20 protein-coding genes are annotated in these 20,368 nt (G+C 46.3%); 12 read left to right on the forward strand and 8 right to left on the reverse strand.

The window, feature by feature from the left end; genetic code table 11:
* Positions 1–77: 77 nt before the first annotated feature.
* A complete protein-coding gene (gene thyD / locus E5S67_RS12515; protein WP_172187592.1) occupies positions 78–1,004 on the forward strand; it encodes a thylakoid membrane protein ThyD in 927 nt (308 codons plus the stop codon).
* A 145-nt stretch (positions 1,005–1,149) separates the two neighbouring features.
* Positions 1,150–2,190 (forward strand): nucleotidyl transferase AbiEii/AbiGii toxin family protein, encoded by a 1,041-nt coding sequence (locus E5S67_RS12520; RefSeq protein WP_172187594.1) that lies wholly within the window; start codon positions 1,150–1,152, stop codon positions 2,188–2,190.
* Between the two features lie 367 nt (positions 2,191–2,557).
* Here the strand turns inward: E5S67_RS12520 and E5S67_RS12525 are convergent, their stop codons facing one another.
* The 5 genes from E5S67_RS12525 to E5S67_RS12545 all read right to left on the reverse strand — a co-directional run bounded on the left by E5S67_RS12525 (position 2,558) and on the right by E5S67_RS12545 (position 9,609).
* Complete coding sequence (locus E5S67_RS12525; RefSeq protein WP_172187596.1) at positions 2,558–3,196, reverse strand: PadR family transcriptional regulator; 639 nt, start codon at positions 3,194–3,196, stop codon at positions 2,558–2,560.
* A 117-nt stretch (positions 3,197–3,313) separates the two neighbouring features.
* Entirely contained in the window at positions 3,314–4,564 is a 1,251-nt protein-coding gene (locus E5S67_RS12530; protein ID WP_172187598.1) for an MFS transporter, read from the reverse strand.
* A gap of 361 nt (positions 4,565–4,925) precedes the next feature.
* Complete coding sequence (locus E5S67_RS12535) at positions 4,926–5,465, reverse strand: REP-associated tyrosine transposase (RefSeq protein WP_172187600.1); 540 nt, start codon at positions 5,463–5,465, stop codon at positions 4,926–4,928.
* 137 nt (positions 5,466–5,602) lie between these two features.
* Positions 5,603–8,344: a COR domain-containing protein gene (locus E5S67_RS12540; RefSeq protein ID WP_172187602.1), complete on the reverse strand. Its 2,742-nt coding sequence runs from the start codon at positions 8,342–8,344 to the stop codon at positions 5,603–5,605.
* 323 nt (positions 8,345–8,667) lie between these two features.
* Entirely contained in the window at positions 8,668–9,609 is a 942-nt protein-coding gene (locus E5S67_RS12545; RefSeq protein WP_216670397.1) for a glutathione S-transferase family protein, read from the reverse strand.
* Positions 9,610–9,843: 234 nt separating this feature from the next.
* Here E5S67_RS12545 and E5S67_RS12550 point away from each other — a divergent pair, with 234 nt between their 5' ends.
* Together E5S67_RS12550 and E5S67_RS12555 are read left to right on the forward strand one after the other, a co-directional pair.
* Positions 9,844–10,068 (forward strand): addiction module protein, encoded by a 225-nt coding sequence (locus E5S67_RS12550; RefSeq protein ID WP_172187604.1) that lies wholly within the window; start codon positions 9,844–9,846, stop codon positions 10,066–10,068.
* Positions 10,069–10,071: 3 nt separating this feature from the next.
* Positions 10,072–10,368, forward strand: a complete 297-nt coding sequence (locus E5S67_RS12555; RefSeq protein ID WP_172187606.1) for a type II toxin-antitoxin system RelE/ParE family toxin — start codon at positions 10,072–10,074, stop codon at positions 10,366–10,368.
* Positions 10,369–10,427: 59 nt separating this feature from the next.
* Here E5S67_RS12555 and E5S67_RS12560 read toward each other — a convergent pair whose 3' ends face one another.
* Positions 10,428–11,330: a hypothetical protein gene (locus E5S67_RS12560; RefSeq protein ID WP_172187608.1), complete on the reverse strand. Its 903-nt coding sequence runs from the start codon at positions 11,328–11,330 to the stop codon at positions 10,428–10,430.
* 337 nt (positions 11,331–11,667) lie between these two features.
* On the opposite strand from E5S67_RS12560, the gene E5S67_RS12565 reads away from it, so the two are divergent.
* Both E5S67_RS12565 and E5S67_RS12570 read left to right on the forward strand, forming a co-directional pair.
* Positions 11,668–12,603 (forward strand): class I SAM-dependent methyltransferase, encoded by a 936-nt coding sequence (locus E5S67_RS12565; RefSeq protein ID WP_172187610.1) that lies wholly within the window; start codon positions 11,668–11,670, stop codon positions 12,601–12,603.
* Between the two features lie 299 nt (positions 12,604–12,902).
* Positions 12,903–13,226, forward strand: a complete 324-nt coding sequence (locus tag E5S67_RS12570) for a hypothetical protein (protein WP_172187612.1) — start codon at positions 12,903–12,905, stop codon at positions 13,224–13,226.
* Between the two features lie 32 nt (positions 13,227–13,258).
* Here the strand turns inward: E5S67_RS12570 and E5S67_RS12575 are convergent, their stop codons facing one another.
* Positions 13,259–14,611: a cytochrome P450 gene (locus E5S67_RS12575; protein ID WP_172187614.1), complete on the reverse strand. Its 1,353-nt coding sequence runs from the start codon at positions 14,609–14,611 to the stop codon at positions 13,259–13,261.
* A gap of 20 nt (positions 14,612–14,631) precedes the next feature.
* On the opposite strand from E5S67_RS12575, the gene E5S67_RS12580 reads away from it, so the two are divergent.
* The 6 genes from E5S67_RS12580 to E5S67_RS34005 all read left to right on the forward strand — a co-directional run bounded on the left by E5S67_RS12580 (position 14,632) and on the right by E5S67_RS34005 (position 18,880).
* Positions 14,632–14,820 carry a hypothetical protein gene (locus E5S67_RS12580; protein WP_172187616.1) on the forward strand — a complete coding sequence of 63 codons (189 nt, stop codon included), beginning with the start codon at positions 14,632–14,634 and terminating at the stop codon, positions 14,818–14,820.
* Positions 14,821–15,270: 450 nt separating this feature from the next.
* Positions 15,271–15,612 carry a XisI protein gene (locus E5S67_RS12585; RefSeq protein ID WP_172187618.1) on the forward strand — a complete coding sequence of 114 codons (342 nt, stop codon included), beginning with the start codon at positions 15,271–15,273 and terminating at the stop codon, positions 15,610–15,612.
* A 119-nt stretch (positions 15,613–15,731) separates the two neighbouring features.
* Complete coding sequence (locus E5S67_RS12590; RefSeq protein WP_172187620.1) at positions 15,732–16,109, forward strand: hypothetical protein; 378 nt, start codon at positions 15,732–15,734, stop codon at positions 16,107–16,109.
* Positions 16,110–16,119: 10 nt separating this feature from the next.
* Positions 16,120–18,120, forward strand: coding sequence for a caspase, EACC1-associated type (locus tag E5S67_RS12595; protein ID WP_172187622.1), 2,001 nt, complete (start codon positions 16,120–16,122; stop codon positions 18,118–18,120).
* Between the two features lie 118 nt (positions 18,121–18,238).
* Positions 18,239–18,424, forward strand: coding sequence for an SUMF1/EgtB/PvdO family nonheme iron enzyme (locus E5S67_RS32400; RefSeq protein WP_216670395.1), 186 nt, complete (start codon positions 18,239–18,241; stop codon positions 18,422–18,424).
* Between the two features lie 231 nt (positions 18,425–18,655).
* A complete protein-coding gene (locus tag E5S67_RS34005) occupies positions 18,656–18,880 on the forward strand; it encodes a DUF433 domain-containing protein (protein ID WP_172187624.1) in 225 nt (74 codons plus the stop codon).
* A 92-nt stretch (positions 18,881–18,972) separates the two neighbouring features.
* Here E5S67_RS34005 and E5S67_RS12605 read toward each other — a convergent pair.
* A protein-coding gene (locus E5S67_RS12605) for an ISKra4 family transposase (RefSeq protein WP_172187626.1) occupies positions 18,973–20,036 on the reverse strand; the annotation gives its coding sequence in 2 pieces (ribosomal slippage) (positions 18,973–19,883 and positions 19,883–20,036; 1,065 coding nt in all).
* Positions 20,037–20,368: the final 332 nt, after the last annotated feature.

The raw sequence follows: 20,368 nt of genomic DNA on the forward strand, positions 1-20,368 counted from the left end.
GCTCTTTATTTTTGTATAATTCAAAACAAGTTTGGACGATCGTCTAAACTACTGTTGATGTGCATTGCGGGTAAAAAATGAAAGTAGCGATCGCGGGAGCAACGGGATTTGTAGGTAGCCGACTGGTGGAAAAGCTGCAAGCTGCGGGACATCAAGTGGTGGTTTTGAGCAGGGATGCGGCGAAGGCTGGGCGAGTTTTTCCGGCTTCAGCTTATCCGAATTTGCAAGTTGTCGCATACACTCCTGCCGAGTCTGGTGATTGGCAAAAGTCAATCGCGGGCTGCGACGCTGTTGTCAATTTAGCTGGGGTTCCAATTGCGGAGGAAAGGTGGACAGAGGCGCGCCAGCAAGCAATTCTGGACAGTCGCAAACTGACGACGGCAAAATTGGTCGAGGCGATCGTCAATGCTAATCCTAGACCATCTGTGTTGGTTAGCGCATCGGCGATCGGCTATTACGGAACCAGCGAAACCGCTGAGTTTGACGAAACTAGCCCTGCGGGAAACGATTTTTTAGCAGCAGTGTGTAAAGACTGGGAAGCAGCCGCCCAACCTGCAAAAAATGCGGGAACGCGGCTAGCAATTTTGCGGTTGGGGATAGTTTTGGGAATGGGAGGCGCGCTAGCAAAAATGCTGCCACCTTTTAAACTATTTGCAGGCGGCCCGATTGGGACAGGAAAACAGTGGTTTTCTTGGATTCACCGCGAGGATGTAGTTGATTTAATTTTGTATGCTTTGCAAAATTCGCAAGTTCAAGGTGTTTTGAATGCGACAGCACCTAATCCGGTGCGGATGAATGAATTGTGCCAAACTTTAGGAGAAGTTTTGCAGCGGCCTTCTTGGTTGCCGGTGCCAAGTTTTGCTTTAGAAATGTTGTTAGGAGACGGGGCAAAAGTTGTTCTGGAAGGGCAGAAAGTGTTGCCGAAACAAACTTTAGCTAGCGGTTTTCAATATCAATATCCGACGCTGAAATTAGCACTGGAAGAGATTTTATCTGGAAGTTAGGAACCTACAGAATAGAACCCGCCGAATAGAATTAGGGGATAAACAAACAAAGTTCGCCTGCGCGGACTTAAATAAAATTCCTCGTTGCCAGGCTCTGCCTGGTAACGCAGATCCAGAGGCTCTGCCTCGCTTTTGTTGAAAGCAGATGAACAATCAAGAAATAGCAACCGCATTTAAAGTTCCTGCAGAACTTCCATTTCTTCAAGCTATCTGCTGGCAAATTGCTGATGTCAAAAAATTGACTCTCAAGGAAATGCTATCCCGCTACGAATCTGGCTGGAATTATTGGGGAGTATTGGGAAAACCTAGCCCCGAAGAACTGGCTTTTATTCAACAAATCAGCCAATACTATCACTCTTGGTTGGTAGCGGAACTGGGAAGCAGTTTTTCGCCAAAAAATCCCGAAAGTTGGGTAAGTTTTCAAGCAATGTTTAAACGCGAAATTCATCAAAAGATATTAACTGTACTCAGCCACTTGAAGGTCGAATTTCTACAGGAATGTCGGGCTTATTTTGGTGGCGGAACTCTGGTAAGTATGGAACACGGAGAATCTCGGTTGAGCCAGGATATTGACTTTATGTGTCCGATGGATGATGGCTACCGTCTCTTGCGCCGAAAAGTTGCCGAAGGAGGCTATGATGCGATTTTTGCTAGTCGCGATTTCCTCGGGGATAGCTTCGCTTCACGCATTGTTCTCCCGAACGATATTCAAGCAAACCAGTATGGGATAAGATTTCCAGTTATTGTGGGCGGCACTACTATTAAATTTGAGATGGTTTGTGAAGGGCGAATTGAGTTGGGCGAACCAAATTATCCAAATTGGTCGCCTGTTCCTTGTTTAAATCAAATTGATAGTATAGCAGAAAAGTTGTTGGCAACTTCCGATCGACAGTTGAGCGATCGGGTAAATTCGAGAGATTTAATCGACTTGGCAATGCTCAGGTTAGCGAGTGCTATTCCCCAAGAGGCGATCGACAAAGCTGAAGCAGCTTATCAAGTTATGGAACCGCTCGATCGAGCGATTCAGTATTTCCAAGATCGTCCCGATTATCGGGAAAAATGCTATGATGTTTTGAGTATCGCAGAGCCAAATCAAGTTATTGACGGTATCGATTTACTAGCTAAAGATTTAGGCAGGGAAATAACAGTCAGGACATTTAGCGAGACTATAAATGATGTTGATTAATAAGTGGTCAGTTTCCAGGCGAAACTGACCACTTATTACCCACAGTTAGGACACGGCAGTGCCGTTTCCCTACAATTAATCGGGCGATGGTTACATCTCTGATGGAGTGTTCATGATTATTTTGGGGTAGGGAAACGGCATTGCCGTGTCCGACCTTGCCGTGTTGTCGATGATTATATCCGATCGCACTCAGAGGGCAATTGCATCATCGAATCCGGTTGATTTTACCAGTTATATCAATTCCGCGCTTCATCGTCCTGGTAGAATCGAGAAGGGCAGTGAACTGTCAACCATCATTCTGTTTTTCGACTGACAGTCAACAGTGAACAGTCAACAGTTATTCCGGTGCAACCGGAATTGATATCACTTATTTCTCAGCAAGAATCCCGTAAATTTCCCGTTTAACTTGTTCTAAAAGCTCGCGCACCCGATTGATTCGCTCAACATTGCCACTGCGAGCCACTTGCATCACAGCAGCAGCTAATTCTGTTGTCACATTCCGCAACTCAATAAACTCTTGGGGCTTACCCATCATTACGGTTTTGAAGGCATCCCAAGGAGAGCCTGAAGTTTCCTGTTGGGCACGCTCAGCCAAGAGTTGTCTGCCCTCATCAGTAATCGTGTAAATCTTCTTACCGCCTTCCTGTGTGCTGCTTAGATAACCACCGTCCTCCAGCATCTGGAGTGTTGGATATACTGAGCCGGGACTGAGACGACGGAAACCGCTATTGTGGGTTTCCATTTTTTTGATCAAGTCGTAACCGTGAGCAGGGTGTTCGGATAACAATTCCAGCAGGATGAACTTGATGTCACCCCGACGAGTCCGGTGTTCGTCTCCCCACCTGCGACCAAATACTTCATCGCCAAAGTGCTTGCCGTGATGCCCGCGATGAGGCGTGCCACGATCCTTGCCATGCTCGAACCAATGACTGATAAACGATAGATCCTCTTCACTGACTCCTGCCGATACAAGCGCCGGAAAGTGGAAACGAAAGCGTCTAAACATATGTGAATCCAAAATCAACTTTCTCTACTATACGATATATCGCGATATATCGGTATAATTCTAAATTAAGATTTGTAAAGATATGCTGTGCTTCTGTTTTAATGTGCTCCTCCTGCACTAGATGGCACTGCTACGAGTCAGGCGACGGATTTGGGCCTTAAATACGGCAAATCCGATCGCGGCGATCGCCAAAAACCCTCCGACGATCGCATAGACTGCACCCAAGCCTACTGCCTTTGTCAACGGCCCAGTCACGATCGGAGATAAAAATTGTCCCAGAAACATCGCCGTAGACAAACCTCCCAGCGCACGTCCTCTCACCGCTTCCGGCACAGCGGCACTCAGCCAAACCGTCATGTTAGGGATCAAAATTCCCAGTCCCATCCCGGAAATAGCCAACCCAGTCAATACCTGCGTCCAGTTGGCGGATTGACCGATTAACAGATAGCCGATGCCCATCAACCCAAAAATTAAGGGCAGAAACGTGACAAACTCCATGCGCTGTTTGAATTTGGCATAGGTGAGGGATGCGATCGCACTAAATAGCGTACAAATTGCGATCGCCATCCCACTTTGTGAGGGGGAAGCCTGCACCAAAGTTTCCAAGAAAAAGGGCAATTGAACGGGAATCATATAAAAGGCAACTTGACTCAGCGTCGTCAACCCGTAAACAATCCCCAGAACCCCTACAGGCATGGACTTCGGCGGTGCCTCTGCGTTAGGCGCTTCTACTCCTGGGATACTAGCATCAGTCCGATTTGGTTCTAAAATAAACACCAAAATAAGCGGTACAATCAACCAGGCAAATAGGTAAATCACAAAAGGATAGCGCCAGTTTTGCTGTGCAAGTATTCCCCCAAATGTCAGAAACAGCACGCCGCCCAAGCCCATAAATCCCGCTTGCAATCCCATAAATGCCGCACGGGCGGGGCCCCTATAGTAGTCGGCAATTAAGGTGGTGGCTGTCACCATCACGCCTGCTACTGCCAAACCCAGAACCGCACGGCCCGCCAGAATTGCCGTCAAGCTATCCAAAAAGAGTCCCGAACTGCCTGCTAACCCGTATAACAGGGTGGCGATCAGTAACAAAGGTTTGCGGCCAAAGCGATCGACAATTAACCCCGCAATGGGCGAACCAATCACAATAAATAGGGCGGGCAGGGTGATGATTAGTTTAACTAAACTGGTGCGAGTATCGACATCGGCGATCGCACTTTCAAAATATTGTTTCATAGCGGGCAGTGCGGGAGAAACCGTCGCACCTGCCATCACAGTGAGACTGCTGGCCAACAACAGCGTCATTTTGGTTGCCCAAGATTGTGGATTTTGCTGTGGATGCGATCGGGGATTTGACGGTGAATGTGACATCAGCTTTACTCGCTATTTCTCATCTCAATCTATCTCAAAATCTCAGTGCAGTTAACTTCATCCCCCATTTGTACTATATCCCGCCGAATTTATGCTCAATTTGCATAAAAATCCAAATTTTTCATGATACCTTGTATTAAGACTTATAAACGTCAGTATCAATAGACTTCTCCGGAATCATTGTTGACTGTTGACTGATGACTAATGACTGTAGAAGGAGGGGTCAAAAAAATTAAATTTGCGCGAATTATTTGTTAGCAGCTTGATTCGACTTTTCCCCTCGTGTCCGCTCGTTCCCAGGCAGAGCCTGGGAACGCATATCCAGAGGCTCTGCCTCGCTCCTTCAAACAAATCATCCGACTCAAAAATCAATCAAATCAACTGGCAACAATCCATCCTGACCCATATAATTTCGATAACTAGAATATCTCCAACAAGCCGGATCGTCAACATAGCCGCGCCTAACAGGATTATTGTGGATATACTCCAATTTTTGCAACAGCATTGCCTCATCCAAAATAGCTTGCGGGTGGAACCCTTCTTGCCATAGCTGATATTTTTGATCTTTTTTGTGTAGCTTATTATAGAATGCGAGTTGATCGAGGATGTTGGTAACTTGATTTTTTTCAAGCAAGTCAATTATGGAGCGAGCTGTAAATGATTTAAATTTTCTCATTTGCGTTGACAATTCAGAAGAAGTTAAGATTAAGTGCAAGTGATTTTCCATCAGCACGTAACCGTGTAAAGCTAAACGCTTCTCCCGTTGCATAAAACTTAAGGAATCTAAGACTATTTGTGCTATTTTTGCTTGACAGAATACCGGAATCCAGTTGATAATTGTAGAGGTGACAAAGTGCGGTTGGTAGTCGGAATATATTACTTTGTATCTACTTCTTCCCATTGGGGCGATCGAGGGTTTGTTGGTAGGTTGGGGCGAGGTGGAGCCTCTGGATATGCGTTACCAGGCAGAGCCTGGGAACGAGAGATGTGCTGTTTAAATTATCACAAGATCGTAATAAGGGTGTCAATATAAAAATATTAATACTCATCTACAAACTGCTCGTGAACCCACAGAAATTCGCGGCGTCTGTTCTGCACCCGCACCAAGCCACCAAAGCCAGGATCTTTTGCTTTTAGCAGCGCGTGTAATTCTCGCAAAATCGAGCCTTTGGCGCGGATGGATGCTTCGCCCTGTTGCCAATCAGGGGCATCACTTTCGGTAGACAAATTAGTCGCTAAATCGCTTCCTTTCAAGGTAGACTCGATGCTTTTTTGTCCGAAATCGAGTTCCTCTTCAATGCCTTTGTAGGTTGCCTCATCTAGCATTAGTTTAGTTGCCGAGGCTGCGACAGGTAAGACTAGACTAAGGGTTCCGCTCAAAATTTTGAGATAGGGGGCTGCTTTGATAAACCATTCGCGCGACACTTCCAATTCATAAACTCCCTTCTTTTTGTCGTTAGGATTTAAGGCTGGAAGCGGTTGGCGAGAGTGTTCGCACCAGAGGGTAATTTGCAATTTTGTACTTATCCATTTTGGGCGATCGAAAAACTTCGGATCGACGGGCTTGAAACTGAACAGGCGCGGGCCATCTTTCGCTTCATCGGTGAGCATTTGCATCAGTGACGCAAATTCCTCATCGACTTTGCTGAGAATAATCCGCTGTTCCTGAGACAATGACTGATATCGTTCTTGATTTCGACTATCGAAAATAACTAAATCTTCGCGGATGATTTTTAGCTCGTCTTTGAACATATTTCGGAACTGCTGAATGCCGATTTCTTGGGATGGGGGTTGAGTCGTCGGTGCATTATTCAGCAGACAATCGATGTTTTGCCATTCACCGCAGCCTGAAATCGGACATGGATATTCATCACGACTATTCTTTTTGCTCTCAATTAGTTTCTCTACTTCAAATAGCGCATTTCCAGGCAGATTTTTACCGCAAGGTGTAATGCAGGGAACCATCACATTACATCGCAATCCTTCCCAGAAATTTTCGACTAGCCATTTAATTTCTTCCGTGAGATAAGACAAAAACCGTTCTGGATAAGCTGCCCGCACCGTAATTTTTACATCAGTGTCAACATATTCCAGCAATGCCCGACCGTTGTAGTCGTTGTCAAGCATCAAACCCCGTTGCCAATGGATACTTTTTTCGTAATTGCAGCGCCCCAGTGAGTATTTGTGCAAGCGCACAATCAACTGGTAAAACAATCCTTCTGCTACTGCAAGTTGTCCTCGATCGTCCACAATCCGGCAGATTTGCACTTGTTGTCTGTCTCCCGCTTCCGGTTGCTCTCCCCAATTGGGCAATTCCGGGCGTGTATCGCGTACAAGTTGAGCAATCAAGCTGGTATCGCTGGGTTTAGCTGGGTCGAGCACGACCTGGTAGGACAAGTCGAAGCGTTCCATCAGCTTGAGAAAGATGGGATGTAGTTCTTTGTTGTAGCCGTCCTCGCCTGGAAACGGGGGATTACTCCATAATTCGCCCAGATACTCCAAATCTACTAAACCGTTGCGGCGACGGGTTGTTTCATCATCGAGTACGAAGCTGATTGCCTTTGCTAGCCAGTCGGGTTTGAGGATGACGATATCCCGCAGTGTTGGATCGTAATGGTAATGGATCAAATACCCCAACCTATGGGAAATGCGAAGGAACAGTTCTGCTTGTTCTTTATCGATTCCGTGTTGAGCGCAGATGGCAAGGACATCATTGTAGGGCAGATAGGCTTTGTCGTTTGTCTGCAAGATTTCCCGCACTCGCTGCCACTTGGCGGGAACGGAACGTCCCATTTCGGGAAGAGATGCGGCGACACTAGCAATCTTTGCTTTTAATTCTGCCAGCCCGGTGCAGGAGTTCTGAGGATCGGGTTGGCTGTCTACATGGAAGAAGTCAAGCACTGTATCGCTACCGAATCGATCCTGAATTTCCTGTCTGTCAATGTCGGGTTGTCGCTGTCCGGGGCCGCCGTGGGTGGCGACTACTAGCACCTTGGCATCTGGTTCCCGATGCTTGATCAGGGTAATCCACTCTTTGACAAAGCCCTGCTGGGGGCCTTCCCGCGGCTTCCACACCACCAGATACACCGCTGGAGCACTGAAAAACAACTGGTGCGTCGATCTATAAACCGGTTGACCGCCAAAATCCCAACCATTGAGTGATATTTGTGTGCCACTGTCGGCATGAGTGAGGATAACTGGTTTAATTTCAATGCCGTGAGTGGTGGGACGACTTTCAAGCCATTCATCCTCGCGCAATGCTCCCAACAGACAACTCTTGCCCACCTCGCCTTCACCGATCAAAATCAGTTTGGCTTCATTCAGGGTGATTTGTGCTTGTGCTTTTGCCCGCAGGTATTGCAAGACGGCTCCAGTGCCTTGCTCATAGGCAGCAGCGAGGTCAGGATTCAGAGGGTTGTTGGAGAGGTTAAGCCCTTGCAACTCGGTGAGGGATGCGAGTGCCTCTGGCAGTTCCCTCAGTTGGTTTTTGGAGAGGTTAAGCCCTTGCAACTCGGTTAGCGAGGCGATCACCTCTGGCAGTTCCCTCAGTTGGTTTTGGCTGAGGTCAAGCAGTTGCAACTGGGCCAGGGAGGCGAGTTTCCCTGGCAGTTCCGTCAGTTGGTTGCCGGAGAGGTCAAGCTCTTGCAACTGGGTGAGGGATGCGAGCGCATCTGGCAGTTCCGTCAGTTCCAGACTGCTAAGATCAAGTTCTATTGCTCCCTCTGGCCGTGCCCGTTCAATGCGTTGCTGTGCTTCCCGATCGCCCTCATTTCCTAACATTGCCAATTCCTTGTTTGGATTTTTGTATATAAGTATGATCGCCTTTTGAGATGACTCGGGCGATCGCCAGACATGATTTGATTTTGAATATTGCTTAATCTCACTTCAAAATAACATCAATATTTTGTCGATCGTGAGGTTGGAGTAAAGGAGAGAATGGAGGGTTTTTTAGAGGGTTAAGGCGAGGCAGAGCCTCTGGATATGCGTTACCAGGCAGAGGCTGGGAACGAGCTAAACCCGGTTTCTGATTCCCTGCGCGATCGCCCAAACATCCTAGAAACCGGGTTTCTGCGATTATTCTGGCATCTTCACGCCCGATTTTGTTAAGAAACCCGGTTTCTGATCCCTGCGCGATCGTGAGCTTTGAGCAAACTCGCCGGATCGGGCCCAGCGGGGATAATGCAGCCTGGATTCAGCGGGAACAAATTGCCGTAATAATCGCGCTTCACAGCCTCCAAATCGCAAGTGCCCGCAACTCCCGGTAACTGGTACAAATCGCGCAGATAAGCTCCCAAATGCTCGTAATCTTGAATGCGGCGCACATTGCATTTGAACAGGCTGTAGTAAACAACATCAAAACGGAATAGGGTAGTAAAAAGCCGCACGTCTGCTAAAGTCACCCGATCGCCACACAGATAACGACTCCTCAAGAGCGATCGATCTATCTCGTCTAAAACAGCAAACAATTCACTGCAAGCCGAGTCATAAGCAGCTTGAGATTGCGCGAAACCGCAGCGATAAACCCCGTTATTCACCGATTGGTAAATCTTCTCATTCCACTGGTCAATTTGCGATCGCAAATCCAGAGGATAAAGATCCATTTGAGGATTGCTAGCAAACTCGTTAAACTCCGAGTTTAGCATCACAATAATTTCCGAACTCTCGTTATTGACGATCGTCCTTTTCGACTCATCCCACAGCACCGGCACCGTACACCGCCCCTGATAGCCCGGTAAAGCCAACTGGTAAAGTTCCGGCATCGTGTTGCAGCCAAAAGTCTCCGACTCCATCACCCACATTCCCCCTTCAGAGGGATAGACAATAGACACGGATATCGCATCTTCCAGCCCTTTGAGCGCTCTCGTCACCAGAGTGCGGTGCGCCCAAGGGCATCCCGTACCCACGAAGAGGCGATACCGTCCCGCAGCGGGCCCGTGAGGGTTGTCTGGTGCAGTGCTGACAAAGTTGCGGAAACTGCTGCTGGGGCGAATGTATGCTCCGGTGCGATCGGGCGGCGCTAGTTTTGACATCATTAATTGCCACATTGATGTCCAGACAAATTTGCCGAGCTTGACTGTTACTGATGAAGGGAGCGATTTGTTTTTCACAATGCGATTAATAGAGGTTTGCTAAACATAATCTGCTTATTTTAACTCACATTGCGAGGTTTATTCCCTCGTCCCCAGGCTCTGGCTGGGAACGCATATCCCGAGGCTCTGCCTCGATCTTGGTTTTGAGTTATAATAATCTACTAAGTCCTTGGCGCTTAACTTAAATTTATGGATTTCACAGGCACATTAAATCAGATCGTCGCCCTCAGCGTTCAAGATCGGATTCGTCTTGTACAAGCAATCTTAGACAGTATAGCGGCAGAACAGATTCACCCAGACCTGACAGACTTTCAAAAGCAGGAACTCGATCGCCGAATTGATGATTCTGAAGCAAATCCTGATAATGTGCTGACTTGGGAAGAAGTTAAAGCTTCAGTCAAAGCACAAAAATAAACTATGAATTATGCGTTAGTATTCCGTCCAGAAGTTCGTGAAGAAGTTGATGAAGCATACACTTGGTATGAAAGTCAGCAACTAGGACTTGGTGACGAGTTTTTAGACTGTATTGACGAAATGCTCGATCGAATTTGCCAGATGCCGGAGTCCTATCCAGTTGTCTATCGCGATGTTCGGCGATCGGTGGTGCGTCGCTTTCCCTATGCTGTGTATTATCGCATTGTATCAAGCCGAGTGATAGTGACCGCCATTTTTCACGGTCGCAGAGACTCAACAGCATGGCAAACGCGAACCTAACAAGTTCTCTCGTTACCATGCTCTGCCTTCCTCTGTTCCCTCACCTGAGAACGACTTTTCTAGGATCTGCCAGAGGCTATTTCGGCATAAGCTCGATCGATCAATCGGCGAGCAACCGTCTGAATTCCCGTATGTTCGTAATAATTGGTAGTCATGTCTAAAAACGCCGCCACATAATCCAATTTGTCATCGGCAACATCAATGTATTGCTTGAGATGGCCTAAAACTATGGCGGGAGTTAAGCCGCGAGACTGTACTAAATTGTTCATCCAACCTTGCGCTGAGGCGAAAGTTGCTGTCAGAAATCCGAACTTTTGTGAATTATTTGCGCCGGGAATTAGGTTGCTGATATTTTGAAATGTTGAGTTTTGCTGCAAGGTTGAAGGATTCAATCCGCCTAGGGTATTTTGTGCTACTCTAATGAAGTCCGGGCCCAGGGGAATTAAACCGTCAGCACACACTAAAGCAGCCATCCGCATCAGAGATTCGCCTTTGTAATGAGATAAATAATTACCAAAGCTTCCCACATTGTCAAGGGAAATATTGTTAAGTTTGCAGAAGGCAATTAGCTCGATCGCCACTTTGACGCACAAGTCGATCGTTTGAGTTGTGTCAGCTTTGGGAGTGAGGCGGTTGAGAAAGGAAAGAAAGCCGATATTTTCGCCGATTTTATTCGCCATAGCCGTTGCACCTAACGCACTGTCGGCGCTGTCTGCTAACTGGTAAAGCCTGACTACGCCTTGATATGGCTCGTTGGGGTTAGCGTAAAGGTCGATCGCGCGATCGCGAATTTTTTCAACTAATTTGCGCTTGGTTTCCCCAGTCACCGCTTGAATAGTATTATCAAAACCAGTTAGATTATTCCACTCCCCCGGAACCACAAAATCGAGGGATTTGAGCATCATCACAGTAATCCCAGAAGGCGGCAAATTGTCAACCAATTCAACAATTGATTTGCTCACGACAAACTCCTAAATAGCCATACTTGATAGTGTTCTTCCAAATACTCCATCTTCGGCAAATCCGATTCCTGATTCTGCGTAAATTCCCCAGAACGAAGTAGGTAGGCGCAAATAAATATTATTACACGACGAGAGCCAGTTTAGCCCTACTCTTGTTTTTTCCCTCTTCTCGCTCCTCTGCGTTCTCTGGCGCTGGAGCGGTTCATTAAAAAAAAGTCTTTTTCACAAAACATTTACATTTCACTCGGCATCACAAAGTTAAGTTTCATTATATAGACCAACTCAAAAGCGCCGCAACGTGGTAAAATAAATGGCGCAAAATAGAAAAAACTAAAATATGACTGTTGCAGTTAACAAAACTCCGGGATTAGCCTCGCGCTTAGTAAATGGCGTACTCTCCATCAAACCTTTGGCTAATCTAGCCAAGTACCAAGCGCGGGAAATGATGATAAAAAGAGCCGAAAAAATCGGAGTGCATTGGCGACAAGAATCCCAAGCACTTTTAGCTCGAAATTGGGATGCAGAATTGCTCAGCGTCCAAAATCCCGATCTTGTTTACCCGAAATATTATCTAACTTCATTCCACGCTTATGAAAAAGGTAATATGAGTTGGGAATCTGCTACAGAAGTAGAAGTTGCCGCCCGTACAGTTCACGCGGGAATTTGGCCGGAAGCAGGTGCAGAAGGCGATGCAAAACTCCGCGCCAGCTATCACGAAGTCATCAAATCTCAGATTGCTTCTTCACCGCAGGATATTGTTGATTTGGGATGCAGTGTGGGAATGAGTACGTTTGCTCTTGGGGATGTTTACCCGGAAGCGAAGATGACTGGAGTGGAGTTGTCGCCTTATTTTTTAGCAGTTGCTAAATACCGTTCTCAACAGCGAGAATCTGAATGTTTAAATCAAAAATCTCCGACTTGGGTTCACGCTGCTGCTGAATATACTGGTTTGCCGGCGGCTGCTTTTGATTTAGTTTCTATTTGTCTAGTTTGTCACGAATTGCCGCAGAAAGCTACTAAAGAAATATTTCGGGAAGCGAGGCGTTTGCTGCGTGTTGGCGGACATTTGACAATTATGGATATGAATCCTCGGTCGGAAGTTTATGCCAAAATGCCTCCTTATATTTTGACTTTGCTCAAGAGTACGGAGCCTTATTTGGATCAGTATTTTGCGTTGGATATCGAGCAAGCTTTAGTTGATTCTGGTTTTGCACAGCCGACCATAACTTGCAATACAGTCCGACACCGGACTATTGTTGCTGAGGCAATATAGCGCTTTTCAGTATAGTGAACTACAGATATCGGATAGGACACGGCACTGCCGTGTCTAAAGCTGTATTTCATTCGATTAAAACTGCTATAAATGGTAAAGTTGCATAGATATTATTCAATCCTTGGGACAGTGCGTGAGTGTAAATAGTCTAATCTGTGGATTTAAAGATTTCTGCAACCGCGCACCCTACCGATATAATAATTCCCATGCTACCGGATTTGATATTAGACAGCCGTAGGAGCTATTTACAGCCCCATTTGTTACAGATTGTGATAAAACCCTAAAAGAAGGACATCTTCATGAACCCGACAGCCCCCTCTCAAAACATCCTCGATTGTTTGCAGGTTATCTTGGATGCCACCGCATCGAAAAACTACGAGCTTTTTACCACAGTGGGCGATGCAGGCTACAAAACGAGCATTACACAAAAAATGTTTGACGATGTTAGCGAGCAGCTCGCTTCACGCCTGCAAAAGGGATATTCAATTACTTATTTTGGTGAGCTAAAACAAGGTAATTGTCAGGTTTATTTGTGGAAGCTGAGTTTTGAAGATGATGGAGATGAATTTGTGGTACACATGACGATGAATGAAGACAAAGTTGCTGGGATTTTCATCGAATAACATATCTTGGTTGACACGGCGTTTCACTGAATCTAAAGCCGATCGCCCACAACCGTTAATCGAAACCGATCGGGCGGCACAAAGGTGATTCCCCGGCGCGCCGGACGAATTGACCGATCGAGATTCGATGCAAATTCACGGGAAGACAGCACCGTTGCTAAAACGAGCTTCATTTCAAACATCGATAACGCCATCCCGATGCAGCTTCGACTCCCGCCTCCAAACGGTAAAAATTCAGAGGCGGAAAACTTGCGATCTAAAAAGCGATCGGGATTGAACTGAGCGGGATCTTCGTAGGTTTCTGGCCGACGGTGCGCCAAATAGACACATGGGATTAAAATCGTTCCCGGTTGATATGTATAGCCTTCGAGTTCGATCGTCCGTTTCACCTTGCGCGGCTGCGAAATTAAGGCAATTGGATAAACCCGCAGCGCTTCCTTGCAGACTGCTGTTAAGTAGGGCGACTGCGAAAGCGCTATCGGATCGGGATTCTCGCCTAATTCATCCAATTCCTGCCGCAATCTAGCGAGACATTCGGGAAACTGATGCAGCCAGTAAAACGCCCAAGTCAAAGCCGATCCAGTCGTTTCATGTCCCAACAACAACAGCGTCATCAACTGATCGCGCAATTCTCGATCGCTGATGGATTCGCCGGTGTCGTCGCGGGCCATCATCAAGACAGACAGAATATCCGTGCGAGACGAATCGAGAGAATGCGATCGCCTCTCGGCAATTTCCGCATAAATCAGCGAGTCAATCTCCGCCATCTGCTGCAAAAACTGCCCCCACGGGCTCCAAGATCCCAAATTTTGCTGCAACGGTTCAAAGAAAAATTGTATCGAGTACAGCTCAGAGGTAATCGCCTCTAAAAGCTTGCTGAGCAAGTGTTTTAGGCGTTCGTAGCGCTCTCCCGGTACTAATCCAAACACGACTTGCAAGATTACTTGCAGCGAAATTTCTGACATTTCTTCGCGGACTGCGATCGCATCTGGGGCTTTCCAGTCGATCGTCTGCTTTTTCGTCAAATCAACAATCAAGTGTCCTTGACTGTGCAACTGTTCCCGATGCAGCGCGGGCATTAATAGCTGTCGCTGTCGCAGATGTCGCGGCCCTTCATTCATAATTAGGGATTCATTTCCCACCAGCGGGCGAAATACGTTGGTCACTTTGCCAAACTCAAAGGCATCGGCTAAGGTCGTAAACACCGCCTGAATCGCTTCTGGAGAGCCCAGAAACACCACGGGGGGCGAAGCGGGCCCCAACACGCGGGCGGTAAATGTATCGCCGTATTTGGCCGAGTAGCGATCGAAAAATGCGATCGGGTCAGCTACCAGCGAAAGCGTTTGGAACAGAGCAGGAGAACGAGATCCGGTAGGCAGCGTCATTGCAAAACTGGCGATACACAATGTTTCTAGTGTATATCGATCGACCTTGCACCCTGAAATTTATCTGCGATCGATCGACATTGGGTAGAAACCGGGTTTCTGAGCGCAAGCTACACCCGAACTATGAATGGACAAAACACCTGTTGGTAAAAATGTTGGCACCCATTTCAGAGGAAGTGGCGAGAGCAATGCTTAACTCAAGGACTTGATGTTTGTAAACGAGCCTTGATTGACTCAACAGAGATAATTTCAGTTAAGCTAAAGTTACTGGCAGCCGCTCGATTTAGCCGTTGGGCGCTCCTATCTACATTGGCTAAATCTCTTTTGTCCATCTTTTTCTGATATAAAAAACTAGATCGTGAGCAATTCTCAGAAAAGCCTGATTAGTCATATCTCTTGAGGACGTATTAAGGTAACCACTGACGGCTAAACTTCTCAATTCAAAGATTGTAAAGTATGGTCTGGAGGTGCTAAGGAATGGGATTGGAGACTCACAGGTACTCGTCACCCACCAGGTATTCAACCTGCTGATATCGAAGAAATTTTAGAGCAAGGTATAGAATTTATGGTTTTGACACGCGGTATGGAACTCATGCTACATACCTGTCCCGAAACTGAAGAACTGCTGCATCAAACCCTGACAAGGAGGAAATTCAATCATGGATAGACTAGAACACTATCGGCAAAGCATTAAAAAACTGTTGAAACAGTATGCAGACTCAATCAATAAACAACCAGAACCTGGAGTCGAAGTTGAGCTAGTGTTTGATACTGAAAAAGATCGTTATCTTCTTCTAGATATTGGTTGGCAAGAAGCAAAGCGAATTCATCATTGTATTTTCCATTTTGATATTAAAGACGGCAAAATATGGCTTCAAGAAAACAATACCGATATTGAAGTTGATGAAGAATTAGAAGAAATGGGTATCTCAAAAAAAGAACTCGTTGTAGGTTTTCACCATCCTTCTATGCGCGAATACTCTGACTATGCCGTCTCCTAAACGATCTTTATCTGCTTCTAGACGTTGGCTGGCAAGAAACAATTTGCTGGGACATGAACTTTTTGCCGGAGATAACCGGCATAATTGAGTAAATCAAATGCAAAACTAACCGAAGCAGTATGCCTGACACCTCTACTATTAAATTTACGATCGCCTTCAATGACCCTGACTTGGACTCAGAAGCACGAGACGAGCAGGCGCAACGGCTGATGGCTGAATTGAAGCAAATGGACGAAGTAGATGCAGTCGAGCGCGTCCTTGACCCCAATCCACCGGCAGGCAACAAAGCGATCGGGGGAATGCTGGTGGGTTTATTAATGGCTGAGGTTAATCTTGCCAATGCTCAAAAGTTGATGGGGTTTCTGGGCGATCGCCTCGGTGGTAAGCCGATCGAACTCTCAGTAGAAGCTAACAGCAAAAAGCTGACAGTCAAAGCCCACAGTCGAGAAGAACTCGAAGCCGCGATTAAGTTAGCCCAAGATTTTATAGCGGAATAGGCAGAAAAACATGGCAAAGGTGGGGTTGTTGATTGGGGTTAGTGAATATGAGCCGGGGTTAAATCCGTTACCTGCGGCGGTGAAAGACATTGAAGTCCTGCGACGAGTGTTGGAAGACCCAGAGATGGGCGGGTTTGATGAGGTGAAAACCCTTGCCAATCCTGAACCTCACGCAATGCAGCTTGCAATTGAGACGTTGTTTGACAGTCGCGCCAAAGACGATCTGGTTTTACTGTTCTTCTCTGGACATGGGATTAAGGATGATGCTGGCAGGCTGTATTTCGCCAGCCGGATCACTCGGAAAAACGCCAAGGAAAACTTAATTCGATCGACTGCTGTACCTGCAAGCTTTGTTCACGACATTATGAATAATAGTCGTGCCAAACGGCAGGCAATTATCTTGGATTGTTGTTTTAGCGGCGCGTTTGACCTAGGATTGCAAGCAAAGGATGATGGGTCGGTTGACTTGCGGACTCAACTGGGGGCTGAAGGGCGGGTAGTGCTGACATCCTCCAGTTCAACGCAATATTCCTTTGAACAGCAGGGATCGGATTTGTCGATTTACACGCGTTATTTGGTGGAGGGCATCGAAACCGGGGCAGGTGATACCAATAGTGATGGGTTTGTTTCGATACTGGAGTTGCATGAGTATGCTGCCAGCAAAGTGCAGCAAGAAGCGCCTGCAATGACCCCAAAAATCATCGTGCTCAAAGACAAGGGATTTGAAATTGTGCTTGCTAAAGCACGGGTGGCTGACCCCAAGCTGAAATATCGAAAAGCTGCTTCACGGCACGCGAATGCAGGCACGATTCGACCTGCAGGACGGGCGGTTTTGAATACGTTGAGACAGCAGTTAGGATTGACGGCTGACGAAGCTGCTGCAATTGAAGCTGAGGTATTGCGTCCTTACCAAGAACGACTCGCGAATTTGCAACAATACCGAGAAACACTGATCGCAGAGGCAGAACATGAATATCCGTTGAGTGAGTTCGCCCGTGAAGACTTGAATATGCTTCAACAGATGCTTGGATTGAGGAACGAGGATATCTTGCCAATCCAGCAGGAGGTTGAGGCACTGTTTACTCAGCAGGCAGAAGCAAAACGTAAAGCTCAAGCACAAGCAGAAACAAGTCAAGTCTCTAGTCCTCAAAACAACGTAGGTATCAAATTGCAGCGTTTTGAGTTTGATGTCATTACTGTTGACAAAACAGGCAAGGAAAACAGCCGCACCAAGAAGACAGCAGAGGTTTTTGCTGAAGACTTGGGTAATGGGGTGTTGCTAGAGATGGTCAAGATTCGATCGGGAACCTTCCAGATGGGATCACCAGAAGGTCAGGGAAATGATAATGAGAAGCCTCAACATACGGTTACTGTGCCAGCTTTTTTGATGGGGAAATATCCTGTTACTCAGGCACAATGGCGGGTGGTGGCGGCTCAGCCTCAAATAGAGATCGCGCTCGATCCCGACCCTGCACATTTCAAGGGTGACAACCGCCCCGTGGAACGAGTCTCCTGGCATGAGGCTGTGGAATTTTGTCAGCGCTTATCTGTCGCGACAGGACATCAATATCGCCTGCCCAGCGAAGCCGAATGGGAATATGCTTGTCGAGCCGGAACAACGACTGAATTCCATTTTGGCGAAACGATTACGACGGATCTGGCAAACTACAACGGAAATTACACGTATGGTGCTGGACCAAAAGGAATTTATCGAGAACAGACGACGGAAGTGGGCAGTTTTCCCCCGAATGCCTATGGGTTATACGACATACATGGCAATGTGTGGGAGTGGTGTTTGGATCGTTGGCATGACAATTTTAGAGAAGCGCCGACAGATGGTAGTGCTTGGGTGGTCGGCGGAAATTCCGATTTTCGCCTACTTCGCGGCGGTTCGTGGTACGACGATCCCGCGAAGTGTCGGGTTGCCCTCCGCGACAACTTCATTCCCGTCGACCGCATCAGCGATTTCGGTTTTCGGGTAGTCTCTGCGGTGTTTCCAGGACTCTTCTAGCCCTTTACCCTCTTGCCCTTTTGCCCTCTACCCTTTTTTCTTTACCCTTGTTTCGCGCGAAGCGCGATCGAATTTTTTTTCAAATTTCTGCCTTTCATCATTAATTAATAAATAAATATTGCATACTCGCTTCCAGTGGGAACTTACAAAGTTTCTTGGGACTGGCTTCGGTAAACGCGGCGGTTCGTGGAACAACAATCCCGCGAATTGTCGGGCTGCCCTCCGCAACAACAACAATCCCGCCGACCGCAACAACAATATCGGTTTTCGGGTTGTGTCTGCGGTGTTTCCAGGACTCTTCTAGCTCTTTACCCTCTTGTCCTTTTGCCCTCTACTCTCTTTAACGTCGCTGTCTCCTTCGGTGATTTCATGGAGCGCGTCTACAAGTGATTTCTGGAATTGTGACAGAAGGTGCATTGGTGACGATTTATGAGTTGTAAACGCGAGCGTTTGGTTTAGCATTATGCTCAATAAAATCAAATGACTTTAAGATACAATTGCTGTAAAAATTGGTAGCCTGTTGGCTGAATTTGTAATGACATTAACGTCCCGTGTTATTCATAGCGACCCCGACATTCTGGGGGGAACCCCTGTTTTTGTTGGGACTCGTGTGCCAATGAGAACCCTACTTGATTATCTTGAGGCTGGTGATTCATTAGAGGTATTTCTAGACCATTTCCCTAGTGTCAGTCGGGAACAGGCAATTGCAGCTCTTGAATTAGCAAAGGAAATGCTGACAGCCTATGCGAATCCTGCTTGATGAATGTGCCCCACGACCTTTAAAGCGTGAACTGGCTGATTACGAGATACGCACAGTTGTTGAGATGGGAGCATCCCGGTTTTGCAAAAGCCTCAAATGGCCAAGAGATCGTTGAGGTAAGCACAACGAAGTTTTAGCATTTGATTGACATTTTTTTTCAACCATTGAGCTCCCGAAATTTTCAACCTTCTATCTATTTGTTTGACCGTCGATTCCACGGCTCCCGAGCCTATGGAACAAATCTTGTCTGATGATAATTGCTCATAGTTAACAATTCGAGAGCGATGCTTTTCTAGATACTTGCAAAAGTTTTTGGCGGTTTTTTTGCGACAATAATTAAATAGACTTAGGGTAGGTTCGACCCGACCTTGCCACAAAAATTCCTTGGCTTTGGCTAAAGATTTTAATGACCCTCCCACTTTATATAAATTTTCCATTAAATGATACCAATCTAAAACTTCACGTCGGGTTTTACCAGGATTTAACTGGCTCATAATATTCCATATTCCATCATGTCCATCACCCAAACAAGTTAATATATCGGCTAATGGCTGATGGTTTATATAATTAATTAACTCTTCATTCTCTTGATAAAAAGCCCCATGATAACTTTCATGTAACCGCACTGCCTTATAATCTTGCCAATGAGAGCCTTCGCCCAACTTCCCTCTCAGACGGACTTTCCCTCCATCTATGCTTGTTTCTTTCACCTCTATTTTGGCATGAGGTTCTGACCATTCTTGTTTTTCTACCAATCTGTGTAAACAAGTGTGGCCAATCTTTATTCCTGTCTGAACTTCCATTTCTTGGGCAGCCTTGGAGTAGGAAAGATTAGCTATTTGACGCAGACAGCATTTTTCAAATAATGGAGATAATCGAGTAGATTTCTTGAACTCTAATTTTTCGGCCTGTTTTTCAGTAATTATTAGTTCACCAATACAGCTTTTTACTGTGCGCGGTCGTCCTTGTTCTGTTCCTGTTGCTTGTTTGATTAAAAAAAACCGATTTGTGGGCCCACTTTTTCTAGCCATTGTTGCCTGAGATGTTTTTCAATATTTTCCAGACTGGTCAGTTCACTTGGCGGTGTATTGTTATACAAAATTTTAGCAATTTCTGCCGAAAAGAATTGCAACTGCTCTAGTTCTTCAGGGGTCATGGCTCTTTTTCTCGACTTTTTTTGACGCTTTTATTGATTTTAACTATTTTACACTTATTCGGATATTTACAAAACCGGGATGCTCCCTGTTGAGATGTTGAGATGGGATGGTCAATCGATTTTAGATTTTAGATTTTAGATTTTAGATTAAAGAATTGAAGCATTGACCCCACGGATAAATTCGGGGGGCAAGTTTCATCGGATACAGGTTTTTTATTTCTGGACGGATGAATCCGGGGGCTTGTATCCTGGATGCTTTCCGTCGGGAAAAAAGAACGGTGATTGAAGTCAGAGGTTCTTAAAAGTTCTCTAGGCGACGCAGCACAACAACG

This window comes from Microcoleus asticus IPMA8 (assembly GCF_013179805.1).
GTDB lineage: Bacteria > Cyanobacteriota > Cyanobacteriia > Cyanobacteriales > Microcoleaceae > Microcoleus > Microcoleus asticus.